At 59.4% G+C, this 17,858-nt stretch carries 14 protein-coding genes; 6 read left to right on the top strand and 8 right to left on the bottom strand.

Translation table 11 applies throughout. The annotated features are described in order from the left end of the window. Positions 1-61 precede the first annotated feature (61 nt). Positions 62-1,699 carry a globin-coupled sensor protein gene (locus tag NATTI_RS0111560; RefSeq protein ID WP_006089598.1) on the bottom strand — a complete coding sequence of 546 codons (1,638 nt, stop codon included), beginning with the start codon at positions 1,697-1,699 and terminating at the stop codon, positions 62-64. 194 nt (positions 1,700-1,893) lie between these two features. Here NATTI_RS0111560 and NATTI_RS0111555 point away from each other — a divergent pair, with 194 nt between their 5' ends. Both NATTI_RS0111555 and NATTI_RS0111550 read left to right on the top strand, forming a co-directional pair. Then, positions 1,894-3,771, top strand: coding sequence for a PINc/VapC family ATPase (locus NATTI_RS0111555; protein ID WP_006089597.1), 1,878 nt, complete (start codon positions 1,894-1,896; stop codon positions 3,769-3,771). Between the two features lie 230 nt (positions 3,772-4,001). Beyond that, positions 4,002-4,898 (top strand): NAD+ synthase, encoded by an 897-nt coding sequence (locus NATTI_RS0111550; protein WP_006089596.1) that lies wholly within the window; start codon positions 4,002-4,004, stop codon positions 4,896-4,898. Between the two features lie 146 nt (positions 4,899-5,044). Here the strand turns inward: NATTI_RS0111550 and NATTI_RS0111545 are convergent, their stop codons facing one another. Both NATTI_RS0111545 and NATTI_RS0111540 read right to left on the bottom strand, forming a co-directional pair. After that, entirely contained in the window at positions 5,045-5,449 is a 405-nt protein-coding gene (locus NATTI_RS0111545) for a hypothetical protein (RefSeq protein WP_027119130.1), read from the bottom strand. A gap of 48 nt (positions 5,450-5,497) precedes the next feature. Next, positions 5,498-5,791 carry a MarR family transcriptional regulator gene (locus tag NATTI_RS0111540; RefSeq protein ID WP_006089594.1) on the bottom strand — a complete coding sequence of 98 codons (294 nt, stop codon included), beginning with the start codon at positions 5,789-5,791 and terminating at the stop codon, positions 5,498-5,500. A gap of 479 nt (positions 5,792-6,270) precedes the next feature. Between NATTI_RS0111540 and NATTI_RS26075 the strand changes: the two genes are divergently transcribed. Beyond that, entirely contained in the window at positions 6,271-6,429 is a 159-nt protein-coding gene (locus NATTI_RS26075) for a DUF2080 family transposase-associated protein (RefSeq protein WP_006089593.1), read from the top strand. Between the two features lie 3 nt (positions 6,430-6,432). Then, complete coding sequence (locus NATTI_RS0111530; RefSeq protein ID WP_006089592.1) at positions 6,433-7,662, top strand: RNA-guided endonuclease InsQ/TnpB family protein; 1,230 nt, start codon at positions 6,433-6,435, stop codon at positions 7,660-7,662. A gap of 13 nt (positions 7,663-7,675) precedes the next feature. Here NATTI_RS0111530 and NATTI_RS0111525 read toward each other — a convergent pair whose 3' ends face one another. From NATTI_RS0111525 to NATTI_RS0111505, 5 genes are all read right to left on the bottom strand, one after another. Further along, positions 7,676-8,851, bottom strand: a complete 1,176-nt coding sequence (locus NATTI_RS0111525) for a DUF5305 domain-containing protein (protein ID WP_027119129.1) — start codon at positions 8,849-8,851, stop codon at positions 7,676-7,678. A gap of 183 nt (positions 8,852-9,034) precedes the next feature. After that, entirely contained in the window at positions 9,035-10,204 is a 1,170-nt protein-coding gene (locus tag NATTI_RS0111520; RefSeq protein WP_006089590.1) for a signal peptidase I, read from the bottom strand. Between the two features lie 124 nt (positions 10,205-10,328). Further along, positions 10,329-11,474, bottom strand: coding sequence for a hypothetical protein (locus NATTI_RS0111515; protein WP_006089589.1), 1,146 nt, complete (start codon positions 11,472-11,474; stop codon positions 10,329-10,331). A 341-nt stretch (positions 11,475-11,815) separates the two neighbouring features. After that, positions 11,816-12,598 (bottom strand): hypothetical protein, encoded by a 783-nt coding sequence (locus NATTI_RS0111510; protein WP_241434299.1) that lies wholly within the window; start codon positions 12,596-12,598, stop codon positions 11,816-11,818. Positions 12,599-12,788: 190 nt separating this feature from the next. Continuing rightward, entirely contained in the window at positions 12,789-13,313 is a 525-nt protein-coding gene (locus NATTI_RS0111505; RefSeq protein WP_241434298.1) for a hypothetical protein, read from the bottom strand. Positions 13,314-13,716: 403 nt separating this feature from the next. On the opposite strand from NATTI_RS0111505, the gene NATTI_RS0111500 reads away from it, so the two are divergent. Both NATTI_RS0111500 and NATTI_RS0111495 read left to right on the top strand, forming a co-directional pair. After that, a complete protein-coding gene (locus NATTI_RS0111500) occupies positions 13,717-14,307 on the top strand; it encodes a hypothetical protein (protein WP_006089586.1) in 591 nt (196 codons plus the stop codon). 167 nt (positions 14,308-14,474) lie between these two features. Continuing rightward, positions 14,475-17,600 carry a DUF7289 family protein gene (locus NATTI_RS0111495; protein WP_161606823.1) on the top strand — a complete coding sequence of 1,042 codons (3,126 nt, stop codon included), beginning with the start codon at positions 14,475-14,477 and terminating at the stop codon, positions 17,598-17,600. The last annotated feature ends 258 nt before the right edge of the window (positions 17,601-17,858 follow it).

Here is a 17,858-nt window from a genome sequence, read left to right as displayed (position 1 = left end):
TTAAGTATCGTGGCAGTTCGCCGACTCGCGTCGGCTCTCGGTGCGAGGGCTAGCTCCGGAATCACTCGGCCCGTTCGTACACCGGTTCCCGGTCCTGACCGTCGTCGTCGGTGAGCCTCGAGACCGTCTCGCCGACGTTGCGCAGGCTCGCTGTCTGTTCTTGGCTCGCCGCGGCGGCCGACTCCGCGGCGCTGGCGACCCGATCGGCCGTTCCGGCGATCTCCTCGACGGTCGTCGCCGTCGTCTCGACGTTGCGCGCCTGCTGATCGGTCGCCGCTGCAACGTCCTCCATCCGCACGGCCGTCGTCTCCGCCGACTCGTGGATCTCCTCGAGCGAGGCCATCGTCTCGCGAACGCGATCCGTGCCGTCGTCGATCCGATCGACGGTTTCCTCGGTCGTTTCGACCGTCTCGATCGCATCCTCGCGAACCCCCTCGACGGCGGTTTCGATCGCCGCGAGGTCGCGTTTCGTCCGCTCGGCGAAAGATTCGACCTCGTCGGCGATGACGCCCATCGTTTGCGAACTGGTCCCTTGCCCACCCGTCCGGGCGGCCTCGATCTTCGCGTTCTTTGCCAGCACGGTCGTTCGCTCGGCGAGCGCATCGAGGCGATCGACGACCGCGTCGATTTCCCGCGTTCGCTCCTCGAGATCGGCGACAGATTGGGAGACGGCCGTCGTCGCATCCTCGATGGCCTCGAGTTCCGACAGTGCGCCGTCGGCGGCCTCGACTCCCTCGGCGGTGAGTCGCTCGGTCCGTTCGCTCTCTTGGCGAACCTCGTCGGTGACGCTCGCGACTTCCTCGACCGCGGCGCTCAGTTCGCCGAGTTCGGTCGCGGCCCGATTCGTCTTCGTTGCCTGCGTCGCGGTGTGGCTGCTAATGGTCTCCGCGCGGGTTGCGACCGCCTCGCTCGCCTCGTGTAGCTCCTCGATCGGCTGCTGGACGTCGGCCTCGACCTCGCGTGCGAGTCGCTTGCGGCGCTCGATCGACTCCTCGAGGCGCTGTGCGTAGGAGTCGACGTACGTCTCGGTCGCGATCTGCATGTCGAGATTGATGAGTCGCAACAGCGCGAGGACGTCCATCATGCCGTCGTCGACGGCTGCTCTGACGGTCTCCTCGAACGATTCGTCGAGAGTTCCCGCCTCGTCGTCACCGCTGAATCCGAGGGCCGAGACGAGACCACCGAGTCCGCCGTCGTCCTGTTGCTCCTCGGCCCACGCCTCGATCGCGTCGACCACCTGTTGCTGGACGCGCTCGTCGAGTCGCTCAAGGAGTAACTCGTAGTAGACGCCGTACTGACCCACGTACTGCTTTAACGGCATATCGAGCAGTTCGTGAAGCTTTCCGATCCGTGCGCGGTTCGCGAAGAACTGCTGGTCGTAGTCGCCCGTCGCGAGCGAAACCAGATACGCACGTTGGGTTTCCTTGAGCGCGTCGACGCCCTTCGGCGAGCGGTCGACGATCGCCCGAGTTTCGCTGTACTGAAACACGTTGTCGTAGAAGTCGTCCGCGATCTGGTGTTGATTCTCGCGCAACAGCGACTCGAGGTCGCTCAACCGTCGCTCGTCTTCCGCGTCGAAGCCGATATAGGCCTTTCGCCAGGCGATGTCGTCGTCGTCCAGCCCGATACGGTCGACGAGATCGTCGACGTCGAGAAACCCGTTGAGTCCACCCTGCCCGAACGATTGCTCCGGATTCATTGCGTGAACGTGTTCGGTCCGGGATTGAAGGGACGGCGCGTCTTCCCATCTGCTGGGAATACAATCTGCATTTCGAATGTGTTCGGTCGATCTGGCGGGCGACGGCGGTCGCAAGTCACGATCCGTGACAACCCTCCACAGCAACCGTTCCGGCGGTGGAACACCCTTATACGTGTCCGTCGACCAGCTATTGTATGCACGTCGTGCCGGATACGAGCGTGGTCATCGACGGCCGCGTCTCGGCGACGATCGAAGACGGGCAGTTCGAGGGAGCGACGATTTCGGTGCCGGAAGCCGTCGTCGCGGAACTCGAGGCGCAGGCGAACGACGGGATCGACAGCGGCTGGGACGGTCTGGAGGAACTCCAGCGGCTCGCCGATCTCGCCGACGAGGGCGTCATCGATCTCGAGTACATCGGCGAGCGACCCAGCGCCATCGAGCGGGGCCACGCCTCCGAGGGCGAGATCGACGCGCTGATCCGCGATCTAGCCGAGGATCTCGATGCGACCTTCCTCACCAGCGACATCGTTCAGGCCGAGGTCGCCGAAGCGAAGGGGCTCACGGTCGAGCACGTCTCGCCCGAGGTCCGCGATGTCGGCAAGCTCACCGTCGAGAACTACTTCGACGATCAAACGATGAGCGTCCACCTCAGAACGGGTGCCGTGCCGAAGGCCAAGCGGGGCACGCTCGGCGAGATGCGCTACGAGCCGATTGCCGACGAACCGCTCGATGAGGCGACGATGGACGAGTACGCCCGCGAAGTCGTCGACGGTGCCAAGGAGGCACCCGAGGGCTTCATCGAACTCTCGGAACCGGGGATGAAGATCGTCCAGTTCCGCGATTACCGGATCGCCATCGGCCGACCTCCCTTCTCGGACGGTATCGAGATCACGGCCGTCCGCCCGATCGCCCAGACCGACATCGACGACTACGAGCACGCCGACGAGTTGAAAGAACGGCTGCTCGAGCACCAGCGCGGGGTCCTGATTTCGGGAGCCCCCGGGGCCGGGAAGTCGACCTTTGCGCAGGCGGTTGCCCGCTACATTTCGGATCACGACTACTCGGTCAAGACGATGGAGAAGCCGCGGGACCTGCAGGTCGGCCCCGAGATTACCCAGTACACCGAACTGGCGGGCGACATGGCCAACACGGCTGACGCCCTCCTGATGGTTCGACCCGACTACACGATCTACGACGAGGTCCGCAAGACCAACGACTTCGAGGTCTTCGCGGACATGCGACTGGCCGGCGTCGGCATGATCGGCGTCGTCCACGCGACGCGGGCGATCGACGCCCTCCAGCGACTCGTCGGCCGGGTCGAACTGGGGATGATTCCCCAAGTCGTCGACACCGTCGTTTACATCGAAGCCGGTGAGGTTCACACCGTCTACGACGTGAAGACGGAGGTCAAGGTGCCCGCCGGACTCACGGAAGAGGATCTCGCCCGACCGGTCATCCAGATCACGAACTTCCGGACCGGCGAGCCCGAGTACGAAATCTACACGTTCAACCGCCAGGTCGTCACCGTCCCGCTCAAAGACGAGGATGGCGGTCCCGCAAACGAGTCCGGCGTCGACCGGATCGCCAAACAGGAGATCGAACGGGAGATCCGCTCGATCGCTCGCGGCTACGTCGATGTCGAACTCAGGAGCCAGGACAAGGCCGTCGTCTACGTCGAAGACGACGACATCTCGACGGTCATCGGCAAGGGCGGCGGTCGAATCACCGATGTCGAGAACCGCCTCGGCATCGATATCGACGTCCGAACCCACGACGAAAATCCCAACTACGGTGCCGGCGGCGGTGGCGGCAGCGCCAGCGCCGACGGCGGAAGCGGCGGCGGACAGGCCGCCGGCCAGATGGTCACGCCCGAAATCACCTCGAGGCACATTGTCATCCCCGTCGACGGCAACCACGGCGAGACGGTCGAAGTGCAGGCCGGTGGCGACTACCTCTTTACCGCGACGGTCAGTCGTGGCGGCGAGATTCAGGTGTCGCGCGGAAGTGCGATTGCGGACGAATTAGAGCAGGCGGTCGATCGGAAGGAGCCGGTGACGGTCGTGCCGTCGTAAGGAGCGAACCGTGAACGAACGGAGTGAGTGAACGGCTTTTTGGAGGAGATTTTTGCGCGAGTGGTCGTGGTGGCGACCCGAGCGCAAAAAGGTCCATACTAGCATGAAACGACCCATGAGCTGGTCGAGTGTCGTCCAATCTAACCCACCACTACTAGCTGTTTAAGGATCAAGCATTTATACGAGACGAATGTTGAGTAGAGCATCACACAACATGGTGTTTGACCTCTATGGGAGCAGATAGGAAGACAGTCGTCTACTCGGGCATCGGACAACCGGACAGATCGTTCATTACGGGTCGACCGGGGCTCGAGACCGTGCGCTCGCGGATCGTCAGCGACATTCGGTCGACCGTCGAGGACGCGAGCGCCGAGGGTGCCGTCGTCGCGATGAGCGGCGGGATCGACTCGACCGTCACGGCGGCGCTGGCCGTCGAAGCGCTCGGCAGCGACCGCGTCCTCGGACTCGGCCTCCCCTGCCACAAAGCCGAACAGACGGGCGTCAGCGAGGCTCGGACCATCGCTGAAGGGCTGGGGATCGAGTTCGAAGAGATCCAACTCCGTCCCATCCTCGAGGCGTTCGAGGGGACGGTCGTGGAGTCGCTCGAGTCCGATACTATCGAGCACGACGAGGACCGCCCACACGAGCGCACCCACGCGACCGGCAACGTCATCGCGCGCCTGCGGATGATTTGTGCGTACTACGCGGCGAACCGCCAGCGTCGGCTCGTCCTCGGGACGGCGAACCGCTCCGAATGGTTGCTCGGCTACTTCACCAAGTACGGCGATGGTGCGGCCGACACGTATCCGATCGGCGACCTCTACAAGACGGAGGTGCGCGCGCTCGCCAAACGGATCGGGGTCCCGAAACGAATCGTCAGCAAGGAGCCAACGGCGGGGTTCTGGGCGGACCAGACCGACGCCGACGAACTCGGTGCGCCCTACGACGTCATCGACCCGCTCCTCCAGCGACTCGTCGAACTGAACGAACCGATCGACGACGCGGCGGATGCACTCGGTATCGACCGCGAGACGGCCCGCTCGCTCGCGTGGCTGTGTGCCGAAACGAAGCACAAACGGACCACGCCGCCGACGCCGGGGATCGCCGGCCGAACCGATGGTTCCTGACTGACAGTCAGTTCCCACTTCCGGATACGTCGCTCGAGGCGATTACGGCCCTGTTCGCCAGTACCGAGCTGTCACGGACGACCGCCAGTACCGAGCTGTCACGCGCGGCCGTCAGTATCGGGGTGTTACGCACGACTGGCAGCGAATCAGAGACCGCTGTAGACCTCCGTGTTGCGCCACCAAAACAACCCCCACGAGAGCATGAATCCGGCCGCCATCGCGATGATGTCCTGGACGATACGCGGGAGGCCGAATTCGACGATCGGGACGAGGACGATCGCCGACCCGATCGCGGCCCCCGTGACGACGAACACCAGATCGGCAGCGATGTGTTCTCGCGTCTGTTCCCAGTACTCCTGTCGCTCCTCGTCGTACCAGACCCCGATGTAGATCAACACCGGAGCCATCGAGGTGATGACGGTGATAACCTGATACTCATCGGGTAGTCCCGCCGGTCCGAGAACGGCAATGTTGAGCGTGTTGGCGATGATCGCCATTGCGAACAGACCGATCAGCAGCCATCCCCACCGCGGGAGCCTCTCTTTGTCCATGCAGGGGGACGGTTACGCCGTTAAAAGAATCCTCCCGTTTGTCGCCCGCTATTCGGCACAGCAGGCGTCCTTTTTCGGTGACTCTTCGACCCCGTTGCCGTCGGCCGCGACAGGCTCTTCGATCCGGTAGAGACTCTGACGTGCGTCAGCAAAGTAGATATCCTCGTCGACGGTCCCGATCTCCTCGAGTCGCTCGAGGGCGTATCGGACCGTCCGAGCCGACAGCATCGACTCCTCGACGATCTGTTTCTGGGTCAACGGCCCATCGTACTCGAGTACCTTGAAAACGAGTTTGGCACTCGGTGGCAAATCTTCGATGTCCTCCCCGTCGGTCTCTGCCATACTACGAATCGAAAGCACCCAGCAGCATAAAAGTTGAGCCTTACGAGTCGTGACTATCGTGAAAGATTACGATATAATATTGGCTGTAAAGTATATTTAGACGGGCCGTACCTCCCGAGATATCGATTTGACCGGATAGTCAGGTTCTGGCGTAGCTTGCGGGAGTCGCGAGTGACCGTACGTCATATTGTCAATCACTCGGTGGTCGTGGTCTCACTCCGCGTAACTCGGGGACCGTGAATCGTCAGTGGCCGTGTTGCAATCGTCTCCACGTCCCAAACGTGTGCAACCTGATTCGGCGCCGACCGCTTACCTAAATCGAGGCGCTACTGCTCCTTCCCCAGGGAGCGCCAACCGAAGGGGAGGCGCGATCAGGGAGGGGATACAGCGCTGCTCGTGTTTCTTGCACTGGACTGTTGCAGGCCCGCAAGCCCACGCTATCGATAGCGTTATGTTATAACAGAGTATATACATAGTTAATGGATCGGCACGAAATCGAGGGCTACGAAGTCCTCGATCGAGACGTTCGCCCGGTCGGAAACGGCGCACACGTTCTCGTCCCGAAACGGTGGACTGGAGCGGACGTGAAGGTCGTCCGCGTTTCCGAACCCGAACCCGACGCCGATTCTGGCGGGTAGATCATGCGCTACAACTACAGGTATCGGCTCAACCCAACCGACGAACTCCTCGACCGGTTAGCGTGGACTGTCGATACCTGCCGACAGCTCTACAACCACTTCCTGCACCGGCTCAACCGAGAGGACGACACATCGGCGTACTCCGAACAGTCGGTCCTTCCTGACCTCAAACGCGAGTGGACCGACCTGAAACAAGTCCACTCGAAGGTGTTGCAGAAGGTCGTACAACGACTGTACGACAACCTCTCGACGCTGAAAGGTCGGAAGGACAACGGCCACCGCGTCGGCGAACTCAAGTGGAAAGGCCCACAGGAATATCGTTCGGTCAAGTACAGTCAAACCGGCTTCGAACTCAACAACACGAGTGGCCGCACTGTACTTTCTCTTTCCAAAATTGGCGATATTCCGATGGTCTACCACCGCAACGTTCCCGACGACGCCACGATCAAAGAGGTCGTCGTCAAGCAGGAACCGACCGGCGAGTGGTTCGCTGTTCTCGGGATCGAAACCAAAGACGACGCGCCGCCGAAGCCCAAGACACTCAAGAACTGTGTCGGAATCGACGTGGGTCTCCTGAAGTACGCCCACGACAGCGACGGAACAGCCGTCGAGTCACCGGACCTTTCCGACGAACGCGAACGGCTGGAACGAGAGCAACGGAAACTCTCTCGGAAAGAGCACGGATCGGCGAACTACCGCAAGCAACAGCGAGTAGTCGCCAAACGTTACGCCGACCTGATGCGAAAGCGTCGGGACTTCTTGCACAAGCTTTCGAACCACTACGCTCGAGAGTACGACCTTGTGGCGGTCGAAGACCTCGACGCCAAGGGATTGATGGAACTCCCGTCGAACAGCCGCAACCGCGCCGGAGCGGCGTGGGGAACGTTCCTGCGAATGCTCGGATACAAGTGCGAACGCGAAGGTACGCACTTCGTTGCTGTCGATCCGACCGGAACGACCAAAGAGTGTGCAGCCTGCGGTGCCGAGTCGAACAAACCGCTATGGGTCCGCGAACACTCGTGTCCGTCGTGCGGCTTCACGGCAGACAGGGACTGGAACGCGGCCTACAACATCTTGGTACGCGGTCTGAATCAAGTAGGGATGGACTGTCCCGAATCAACGCCTGCGGAGACTGCGCTCCCTACGGGAACCGATTCGGTTCCTGCAAAGCGCGTCATCGAAACAGGAAGCCCCACCCTCAAGGAGCAAACGGCGTCAGCCGTGAGCGAGTAGAGTGGGGAGGAAGTCACAGCTTCTGCCAGACGTCCTCGTCGTCGTCGAACCCGTCGTCGGGATCAGCGAACTCCTCGTTGCCCTGGAGTTCCATCTCGTCGGGGGAAAGTGCCGGCTCGCCGTCGACGACCGCCGGCTGTTCCTCTAAATTCATCTCCGGCCAGGCGGTCTCCTCCCAGAGTCCGCGTTCGCTGTAGTAGTAGACGACGCCGTCGTTGACGACGGCGAACAGGCCGCGTTGCGTGTCGTGAACGACGCGCTCGTTCGTGTCGATCGCGACGTCGACGACGTCCTCCAAGGTGTCGAGCGAAACGTGATAGTCGCCGATCCACATCGGAATCGAGCCGCGCGAAATCCACTCGGCGTAACGCCGTTCGTGGACCGCACGCCGGGCAGCGTCCTCGTCGATTGGCGATCGCCTGGCGACGAACGCACCGGCCGCGAGCGAAAGCGTACCGAGCAGCGAGAGCCCCGCGATAGCCGCGAGATTCTGTGACTCGGTCGTCTCTAGCGTTCCCGTCCGGTGCGTGTGCGTGTCGGACGCGGACACCGACTCCTCGAGCCAGTAGGCGGTGTCGGTCACGCGAAACGTGGTCGACTCGCGCTGGGTACCCTGATTGGTCCCAGTGTCGTACTCGACGTGGAGAACGAACGCCATGTCGACGTCGCCGACACCGGTCAGTTCGCTCTCGAGTTCCTGCTGCCGGTCGCGGTACGACTCGACGTCGACCGTCGTTTCGGACGTTGCGACGCCGTCCTCGAGCGCCGGCGAACCGTCGATCACGGTGTGGCTCTCGTTCCAGAACGACTGGTCGTTTCGAGTCGCTTCGTACCGCACCTCGAGTTCGTGGCTCACTTCGCCGCCGTTGATCGGCGTCCCGTCGCTCTCGTTTCGCAGTTCGGTCTCGGCCTCAAGCGTCAGTTCCGGCGAGGCGTTCAGCATGTAGACCTCGCTGTTCTCGAGTCGATCGCCCTCGTTCCAGAGGGGTCCGTCCTGGACAACGACGGCGCTCGTCTGCAAGTCGCTCGAGACGCGTTCTTCGCCGTACTGCGTCTCGGTCGTCGTCGACGGGTTCGCGACGGCCCAGCCGGTAGCGACGAGCGCGAGCGCGCCGACAATGACCAGCGCGATCACGATCAGACGACCGTATTCGGCGAACAGCAGGTCGAGACGCGGATTATCGATCACAGTGTAGATTCCCCCGGAGCCAGTTCCGCTGGCGTCCGTTCCCCGCACCGGCCGATTCGATCCGTTCCCGGACTGATCGGAAGACGCGTATGCGTACATTCATGCGAGGCAACCATTATAACGATACTGGCTGACGATGGCGTCTATTTTAATTTACTGGCCACACGCCCGTGTTACGCCCTCTCACAGCCACTCCCGGAGTTTTCGGTGGAGCCGAGTCGACAGCGAGACGTGCGATCCCGCGGATCGAACGCGCAGGTCGTTGTAGCCGAAGACCACGAGCACGACCGCGACGGTAACGCCGACGATGACGCCGTTGACCGCGGCAATCGCCGCGAGCGGGTGCAGCCCGTGAAGCCAGACGATCACGGACGGCGGAAGCACGGCGAGATATCGGTACTCGCCGAGATGTCGCGTGTACTCGCCGGTCTCTTCGGGTGCGGTGAGCGAGACCGTCGTCTCCCCGCTCGAGCGTATCCCAACCGTCTGGGATCCGGGATCCGCCGCGATATTTCGACTCGCGGCGTCGTGGACGGCCACGATCGGGAGATAGCCCGCGTTGTCGACGGTCCGCGTGAGTTCCGCCGTCTCCCCGGGGGCGAGCACCTGCGGATCGTCGGACGGCGAATCCGTGCTCACGACTTCGTACTCGGCGGTGCCGGCGGGAACGACCATCGCCGCAGTCGCGAACGTGACGAAGACGAGCAAAACGAGCCCCAGCGCCGTCCAGAACGCGATGACGTTCTCGCGGGAGCGCGAACGGTGCGTCTCGCGTCGCCCGGGGCCGAGTCGCTCGAGGAGCATCCCGAAGCCGAGCAGGGCGACGCCGACGGCGACCAGCATCGACCCGAGTCCTTCCGAATCGCCTGCCGTCGTCAGTCCGAGCACCGATGCGACCGTTCCGTAGGCCGACTCCACGACGCCCTGGACGCCCATGATCGCCGTGCCGAGATACGGAAGCGTCACGGCCTCGCCGTTTACCTGCCAGGCTTTGGCGACGATCTGGCCGTCCGTGACGTGCGGTTCGCCGCCGTCCTGATCGGTAAATGGGTTGGCGTCCCCTCTGGTGACGTACCCCTCGTCGGTTTCGCCGACCACGCGATGGGTCGTCAGTTCGCCGTCGTGTAACTCTCGGGCCTCGAAGACGACGATATCTCCTTCCTCGACATCGCCGGTCGCGACGCTCGGGATCGCGACGAAGCCGTCGCCGGCGTTCATCGTCGGCTCCATACTGCCTGTCGCGACGTAGCCGAGCAGGATCGGCTGTCCCAGTAGTTGCCCAATCAGGAGGAGGACGATGCAGACGGCGACGGCCAGCCCTAGCCCTCGTTTGAGGAGTGTAGCCGACGTCATCGTGTTTGTTCGGAGAATGTCATTCTGTGACGACTATTCGATTACTGATTCACTTTGGAAGCAAACACCTTAAACTCCCCGAGAGTCGGCGTTTGGCCCGACAGGATCGCCGTCCGGCGATTCGCTACCGCATCGGAACGAACACCCACCGCCGGTTCGCGGCGATGCCCAGGAACAGAAAGCCCATCGCCATCGGCGGCGCGAGGGCAGCCGTCGCCGCCGCCGACAGCTCGCGGTCCCGAATCGTGATGGTCTCTCGCTCCGCGACGGTGACCGACCCCGCCTCCACGCCACTGATCGCGATGTCGTACGTCTCCGCGTCGTCGAACTGCCGCTCGAACGTAACTGTGGTTTCCCCGTTCGGCGCGATGGATACCGTCCTCGTGTCGACGACGATACCGTCGACCGCGAGCTCGAGCGTGCGCTGAACTCGCTGCTCGGTCGGATTCGACACTGTGGCCTCGATCGTTGCCCTGTCGCCGGCCGTGATGTCGGTGGTAGTGACGGATGCCTCGAGGACGTCGATCGGCGGCCCTTCGACGGTAACCGTCTCGCTTGCGCCCTTTCCGACGCCGACCTCGTACGTCCCGGGCCACTGCATCTGTCGCTCGAAGACGGCTGATTCGTTTTCCCCGGGTTCGATCTCGAGCGTTTTCGTGTCGACGACGGTGCCGTCGACGGTGAGCTGCGCTGTCGTTTCTTCCGTGGTTTGACCGACGTTCTCGTAGGTCGCGTTTGCGGTTACGTTCTCGCCCGTTTCGACCGTGGTCGGGTCGACCTCGAAGCTCGTGAGTTCGACGCCCTCCGGATGCTCCTCGTTTTCCACTTCTTCGTCCTCGTACTCGACGTGGACTGTGAACGTTTCCGTCTCCTCGTAGCTCTCGGTCGTGTCGACCGAGACGCCGACGTTCGTCGTCTTGCCTGCTGATGGCTCGAGAGGAGTGGACTCCGCGAGTACGTCCGATTGATCTCCATTCTGGTAGAACTCGAGGCCGCGGATGTCGTTCTCGATCCAGACCCGTTCGACGGCATTGTCGTTGACTGTTACCGAGAAGACGTCGTCGAACGTGGTGTGTGCCTGGTTGTTGAGTTTCTCGAGGTCGAGTTGGAGTTCGTCGTTGTCGTCGAGTGAGGCGTATTGGGAGGTTGGCTCGAGGACGACATCGTCGGATGCCGTGTCTTCACCCACCGTAATTGCTACTGTTGGGACTGCAAGCGCGAGGAGAAAGCAGGCTGCTGCGGCGGTGAGTAGGATTTTCGTCGATACCATTTTTGCTTCAATCGTTCGCTGACGGATCGAGTTGGGTGCCCGATGGCAGTCTTCGCAAACGAGTAAGACTGTACCCGTTCCGCCCACTCTTTTGGGCCGGTGCGCGTCCTCTCATGCCCTCCATCAGCGATCGTCGGTTTCCATCGCGGTAGACGCTGGTATGCTGATCCTAGTGCCCTTTGGTCTTTGTATTAGGGTCCCAGAACCGGCGAACGGTAACCAATACTCTCGTTCAAGTCCGGCCTGAACGTCATTTTAGTGTCTATCGGGACAAAGGTGGCTAACCTCGAGAACACAGTGACACTCCGTTTTTGCGCTCACTGATAGTAACTCGGTTGGATCTACTCCGGAACCTCGAGCACGTATTCACCGGTACCGTCCGGGAACTCGATCTCGATAGTAACCGTCTCGCCCCGCGGATCATCGTTGAACTTGTCGAACCTGAGTTCGATAGAGTCGTCAGGGCTCCCGCTGGGACTGAGCGATTGTGTAGGGTCGAACGAGATGAATGTTTCATCGTCGACCGGAATTTCGTTAGCAGCATCGTCGACGACGCGGTCGCCTTGGCCGGTTCCGCTTGTATCCAGCAATAGATCGCCGTCGTCGACGCGCTCGAGCGGACCGGTCGCCTCTCTGATCCCGATCGCTACCAACTCCACTCCGGTGTCGCCTTCGTTCGTGAGCGTGAACGCGAACCGTCCACTTCCGCCGGTACTGGTCACGTCGCCAGTTAGTTCGGTTTGTTCAGCTTGTGGAACACTAAAATCCCGCCGGAGCGTTATCTGTCCCGTTTCGTTTCCGTCGTCAAATAGGGTCGCAGTGACCGCCACTTCAGCACTCGTGCTATCTCCCTCAGTTTCTATTGCAACAGTCTCCTCGTCATCAGGCGATAACGAAAATTCCGACGGGTCGAACGTAACGGTAGTGTCCGGGTCTATATCAGTCAGTTCGACCTCCATATGCAAAGAGGTGTTATTCTCGAATACCGGCTCATCCGTACTGTTAATATTTTTAATACCGAGAAGCGCTTCGTCTTCTGCCTCCGCAGCACTGACTCCAACTCCGCGACCGGCATTGACGGAACTGAACGCGCCGGTGCTGTATACCGCACCGACGCCGACCAACATCGCACCCAGTCCCATGAATGCTCGGCGTTTCATATTAGTCAACGTGTTCTCGAGTTTTATTATTTCTGCGAGCTGTATTCATGTTGTAGGATTAGTTAGTTTTGTGCCACACCTGATATAATGCGGAGTTTATAGTTTGAGAGTTGATTGTATTTGGTGTCCAAAATAACAGACTGTTATAACTTATCTATTCAGTGGTCGCTTCAATAACAATATTATCTGGGATAGCACTATCGTCGTCTTCACCATCTAGGTCAAATATAATGTCTAAACTTGCAGTGTCAGAAAGCTCAGTTAGATCATTACTATCGTCTATAAAGTTCATTCCAGTTTCAGTACCATTATCAGTGACTAGACTATTACCATCATCTAAGTCCTCACCAAGAACTGCCTCGTGTATATCGACATTCACGTTCTCACTACCGTTGTTTGTAATCTTGAGCGCATCGTCAAATGTGGTAATTGAGTTCTGATTGAGATTTTCTTCGGGATCGAACTTAATTTGGTCATCGCTGCCGTCACCACTTTCACCGCCACTCAGCGTGTCGTTAGTAATTTCAAGACCGAGCACTGCGCTCTGGTCACCGGCCACTTCAATCTCGACATTTCGTTCCGCTTCAACACTACTAAACGCGCCCGTCCCGAGTGCAGCTCCGCCACCCGCGACAATCGTACCCAGTCCAACTAACACATTGCGTCGATTCATTCTCATGGTTATGATCTCCGTACAACCGCGCCGATATCCACCATCTCGAGGCGGGTTCGGAACGCAGTCCTTACCCCATACTAGAAACGCTAACCACTTTGTATTAGCTTGCCAGAAGTACCGAAAGCCGTGCAATACACTCGTTCAAGACTGTCCTGAACACCTCTGTATCGGTGTCTGACTGCTCGCAGGCGATATGATCAAATTCGAGGCAGAACAAGGTTCTCGAAATCGTTTCGCCGGGGATGATGGGACCGACGGAATTCACCGGGCCAGAACGCACATATATTAACCAATCAGAATGTATCCCGATAGCAACTGAGTGGAATCAGTGAGTTAGCACTGGATCATCGCTGCTTTGGTCGAAGTCGAACTGACCGCTGTGGACGGTTGCTCGAAGGAATGTAGCATGCGTACGATAACGTATCTCGGATTGGGACTGCTCGTCTGTGGGGCACTCGTTTTCGTCGCCTCGAGCGGCGCATTCGATTCGACGCTCGCCGATCGGGGCGTCAGTATCGACACTGCTGACGACGGGGATGCGCTTGTCGGAGTCGACCGGTCCGAACTCAGTTTATCGGTCGACGATGGCGAATTCACTTGCACCGATTCTTCTGGGTCATATTGTTTTGATGGCCACTTCAATTACGACGAGGTACTACTGACCATTACCGATCAGAGCACACAAACCGAACTCGAGGACGTAAACGTCGCGGGTATTTCCACTCCCGACGGTGACCCGCCAGTTACTTCCGTGGAAGTGATCTCAAAAGATGATCAGCACATAGTCGAAGGGACAGTCCAATGTGACGCCGACTGTACCGGTGGGATTACCGGCAGCGCATGTAGGGGCTTTTTGGGATCCGGGACTGCCGAGCAACCGGTTAATGAGCAACCCGCTACGGCCGAACTCGAGGCGAACGGCGAAACGATTTCCGTCGACCTCGACCGGACAGTTGACGTCGAATGTGAGGCTGGAACGGTCACCGAACCCGACTAGGTATCAATTCCGTCATCCGACAGCGTCTGGCCGTCGCCTATCGATATCTGCACCCACGTTCCATCAGTCCACCTTGAAATCGCACTCTCAAAGCGTGCAGAGACGGTATCACCAACCAGTAAACATTCCTGAATATATTTATAGTGATAGCTTATTAGTGGGATACAATGACTGGTGCTGGTGGGAAAAATCAGGAGTCTTGCGCTCGAGAGAAACGGGGCGTCAGCCCCATCATCGGTCTCGTACTCCTCATAGGGATGGTGATTGCAGCAACGGCACTGCTGTTTCTCATCGGTTCGCCGGTACTCGACGCGTTCGAATCGGAGAGCGAGCGCGAACGAGCCCATCTCTGTATGGACGAAACGGATCACCAACTCGCGACGGTCGCCGCGACTGGCGAGCAGCAATCGATGCCGTCGACCGATATCTCGGAGTGCGAGATAAATGTCGCCGACGAAGGACAGATCGAGTTCGTCTGGTACAACGACAGCGAGGCCGATGATATCCCGTGGGACGAGGATAACCGAACCGCGTCCGCGGAGCTCGGTGCTCTCGAGTTCGAACTCGACGACCGAACGATCGCGCATCAGGGCGGTGCTGTCTGGGAGGACACCGGTTCGGAGACGCGGATCGTCTCGGAGCCCGGAATCAGCTACGATAACGAGTCCGACGAGGAGAACAGGTCCGTCCAATTCAATATTATGCTCCTCGATCAGGACGAACTCTCGAGTTCTGATCCTGTTGCGCGGGCGGACCACGAACGAAGCGACGAATTGGCCGAAAACATCACCAATGCAGCCAGCGAATCCGATGGAAATAATGTCGCGATCCGAATCGAGAGTTCCTATCACGACGGGTGGAATCGGCATCTCGAAACGACACTTGATCCTGAAACCAACGAAAATACAAATGTTTCTCACGACTCCACTGATGGAGTGGTCAAAACGAATATAGAGGGTGTTCGGGAAACACAATCCAGTTCGTCGATCGTTCTCGATGAGGACCCTGGCCTCGAAAACCCCGAATCACAGATGGTTGGCGAGTACCGCCTCAAAGAAAATAATCCGCTTCAGTTCGGACCAGTTCTGGAGAACACTGGCAGTGATTCGGTCAGTCAGAGTCTGGTACTCGAAGTTGACGGTGAATCGCTTGATACGGAAGAAGTCGATCTCGAAGGGGGTGAGATTGACACGGAATCTTTCAACGTTGGAGTTGGAAACTACAATCTGAGTCCTGGTCACTCGTACTCATATCAATATACCCTCGGGGACGGTACCAGACTTCTCGACACAACACCAGACGGCGAAAACATCAGTGAGTTCTACCTCGGAAAACCAGGAACGCACTTCAACGTCACCGACGACGACATCAAAACGACACCAGACGGCGAAAACATCACGATTAGTGCGGACATCTGGAACCAAGGTGTCGAGAACGCGACGGGGACCAACGCGCAGAATATCTCGCTTGAGTTTGATCACCCCGACATCGAAGGCGTCAACGAGGAACTCGAACTCGACTACGGAGCCGAGGGGACGGTCGAGTGGACGATAAACGAGAGCGCATGGCCAGGAGGGGCGTATCCGTTCACTATCGAAACTGAAAACGACAGCGCAAGCGGGACCCTCTATATCGGCGGTGGTCAGGAGGGAGACGGAGTCGTCGTCACTGCAGATCACGGCGTGCTCGACGAAACCGGGGACAATGGCGATCAACGCGTCGACGTAACAGAGTCATCGTTTACGATCGAAACGGAGGTCACGAACACGAATCTCACCACCGAAACGCAGGACGTGGCGCTGTCGCTTCCGGGCGAAGCGGGTAGCGAACCCGAACCCGAAACGGTGACGCTCGAGTCGAACGAATCCGAAACGGTTGAGTTCGATATCGATACCGACGACTTTGAGGCCGGTTCGGTGTACGAGTACAACGTCTCCACGGAGGACAGTGCGATGACCTCGCCCGGCACGTTCTACGCTGGCAACTCTGGTACGTACTTCGAGGTCTCGGAGACGAACGCGACACACGACGACGAGAACGTCACAGTCACGTCCAATATCACGAACCTCGGCGTCGAATCCGGCTCTCAGGACATCGGCTTCGAACTTGAGTATCTTGATGAGCTTCCGGAGGAGCTCGAGGGAGAGGATCCCTACGGCTATCTCGGTGAAAACACGACCGAACGATCCTTCGGCGAGTCGGATACCGTCGAACTGGAACTCAACGAGAGCAACCTCATCGATGGGGAGTACGAGGCAAAACTTCATACAGATGACAACACGGGCAGTGTCAAATTCGATGTTGACGCCGGAATCGATCCCGGACGAGTTGGACTGGGCGCAGTCGAAGACGCAGAAGTGACCGTCGAAGTCCTCGGCTCGCAGGTGTCCGGTGACGGGGGGTGGTGGCAACCCGACGTTCACAACTTAGCACCCATGACGCTTGACGTATTGGCGGATGACGACCCAGTGCACTCCTTCGAGAACCCTGACGGCGGAGATAACATCAACACCGGCCCAACGTGGCAGGACAAGAGCGACGACAGTTATCAATACAATTTCTCGGTGGACGACGAGATCGAGCTCACGTTGCGGAACACGAGGCACAACACTTGCCAAGCTCAGTCCACCGATCCGGATACGCTCCCGCACTACTCGGGACCGACCGATCGGGACTTCATGTGGTGTAGCGATGCACCACACGGCGAAGCGTTCGGGCCGATTGACGCCTCGCAAGGCGAGAACTTGCAGAACGTCCGAGTTCGGAGCGCGGAGAACAACACGATTCCCGCCCTTCCCGCGGGTAACGACCAACAGCAGAGCGCGACAGAGGTGCTCGAACAGCAGGGACTGATCGCGGAGAGTGGCGACGAACTCGACCTCGATTCCGGTGAGTTCGTGTTCCTCTTCGAAAACACGATCTCGACTGAGGAGGAGGGAATCGACGCGCTCTGGGACGACGCGATCGACACCTACGAGCAGTACCCCGATCAAACGTACGACCCGAACTTCAACGACCTGATCGTCTACGTTGAGGTCGAACGTGCAGGCGTCAATCCTGACACACCGAGTATTACGATCATACCCGGTGGCGGTGACGAAACTAACGTGAGTCACGGCGGCTCTGACGGTGTCGGCGAGGTCGGTGACGTCGATGTCGACCTCGGTGAAGGCAGTTCCAGTGCAGGTAACTCCCCTTCAGTTGGAACTGGGGAGTCCGATGGCAGTACGGGAGATAATCAGTCGACTGAGACGGGGATCGACATCGATACCGATTACATCGTAATCGGCTAACTCCCGGCGTACCGCCCTCCATCGAATAACCTAGAAAACGGTAACTGTAGATAGATGCGTACGATTATTTGGATCCGGATCAGATTTCTCATGGTTGGTGCATTCGTTGTTGTGGCCTTGAGCGGCGCTTTCGATGTGTCTAACGCGGAGAGAGAGAGAGAGGTAGGCGTCGAGGCGACAAGCGACGAAAATACGTTTCCTAGTTTGGAATATCCGTCGGAAGATAGAACGCTCGAACTAAATAGTAATGACGCCGAC

Source organism: Natronorubrum tibetense GA33, from assembly GCF_000383975.1.
In the GTDB taxonomy this organism is placed as follows: domain Archaea; phylum Halobacteriota; class Halobacteria; order Halobacteriales; family Natrialbaceae; genus Natronorubrum; species Natronorubrum tibetense.
This window is presented reverse-complemented; position numbering and strand designations above follow the sequence as displayed.

Bases quoted from the DNA above. Each gene is read 5' to 3' on its own strand.
- NATTI_RS0111530 (WP_006089592.1), top strand. From the start codon at position 6,433: ATGCGCTACAACTACAGGTATCGGCTCAACCCAACCGACGAACTCCTC.
- NATTI_RS0111520 (WP_006089590.1), bottom strand. From the start codon at position 10,204: ATGACGTCGGCTACACTCCTCAAACGAGGGCTAGGGCTGGCCGTCGCC.
- NATTI_RS26075 (WP_006089593.1), top strand. From the start codon at position 6,271: ATGGATCGGCACGAAATCGAGGGCTACGAAGTCCTCGATCGAGACGTT.
- NATTI_RS0111505 (WP_241434298.1), bottom strand. From the start codon at position 13,313: ATGAGAATGAATCGACGCAATGTGTTAGTTGGACTGGGTACGATTGTC.
- NATTI_RS0111555 (WP_006089597.1), top strand. From the start codon at position 1,894: ATGCACGTCGTGCCGGATACGAGCGTGGTCATCGACGGCCGCGTCTCG.
- NATTI_RS0111560 (WP_006089598.1), bottom strand. From the start codon at position 1,699: ATGAATCCGGAGCAATCGTTCGGGCAGGGTGGACTCAACGGGTTTCTC.
- NATTI_RS0111540 (WP_006089594.1), bottom strand. From the start codon at position 5,791: ATGGCAGAGACCGACGGGGAGGACATCGAAGATTTGCCACCGAGTGCC.
- NATTI_RS0111550 (WP_006089596.1), top strand. From the start codon at position 4,002: ATGGGAGCAGATAGGAAGACAGTCGTCTACTCGGGCATCGGACAACCG.
- NATTI_RS0111495 (WP_161606823.1), top strand. From the start codon at position 14,475: ATGACTGGTGCTGGTGGGAAAAATCAGGAGTCTTGCGCTCGAGAGAAA.
- NATTI_RS0111500 (WP_006089586.1), top strand. From the start codon at position 13,717: ATGCGTACGATAACGTATCTCGGATTGGGACTGCTCGTCTGTGGGGCA.
- NATTI_RS0111545 (WP_027119130.1), bottom strand. From the start codon at position 5,449: ATGGACAAAGAGAGGCTCCCGCGGTGGGGATGGCTGCTGATCGGTCTG.
- NATTI_RS0111515 (WP_006089589.1), bottom strand. From the start codon at position 11,474: ATGGTATCGACGAAAATCCTACTCACCGCCGCAGCAGCCTGCTTTCTC.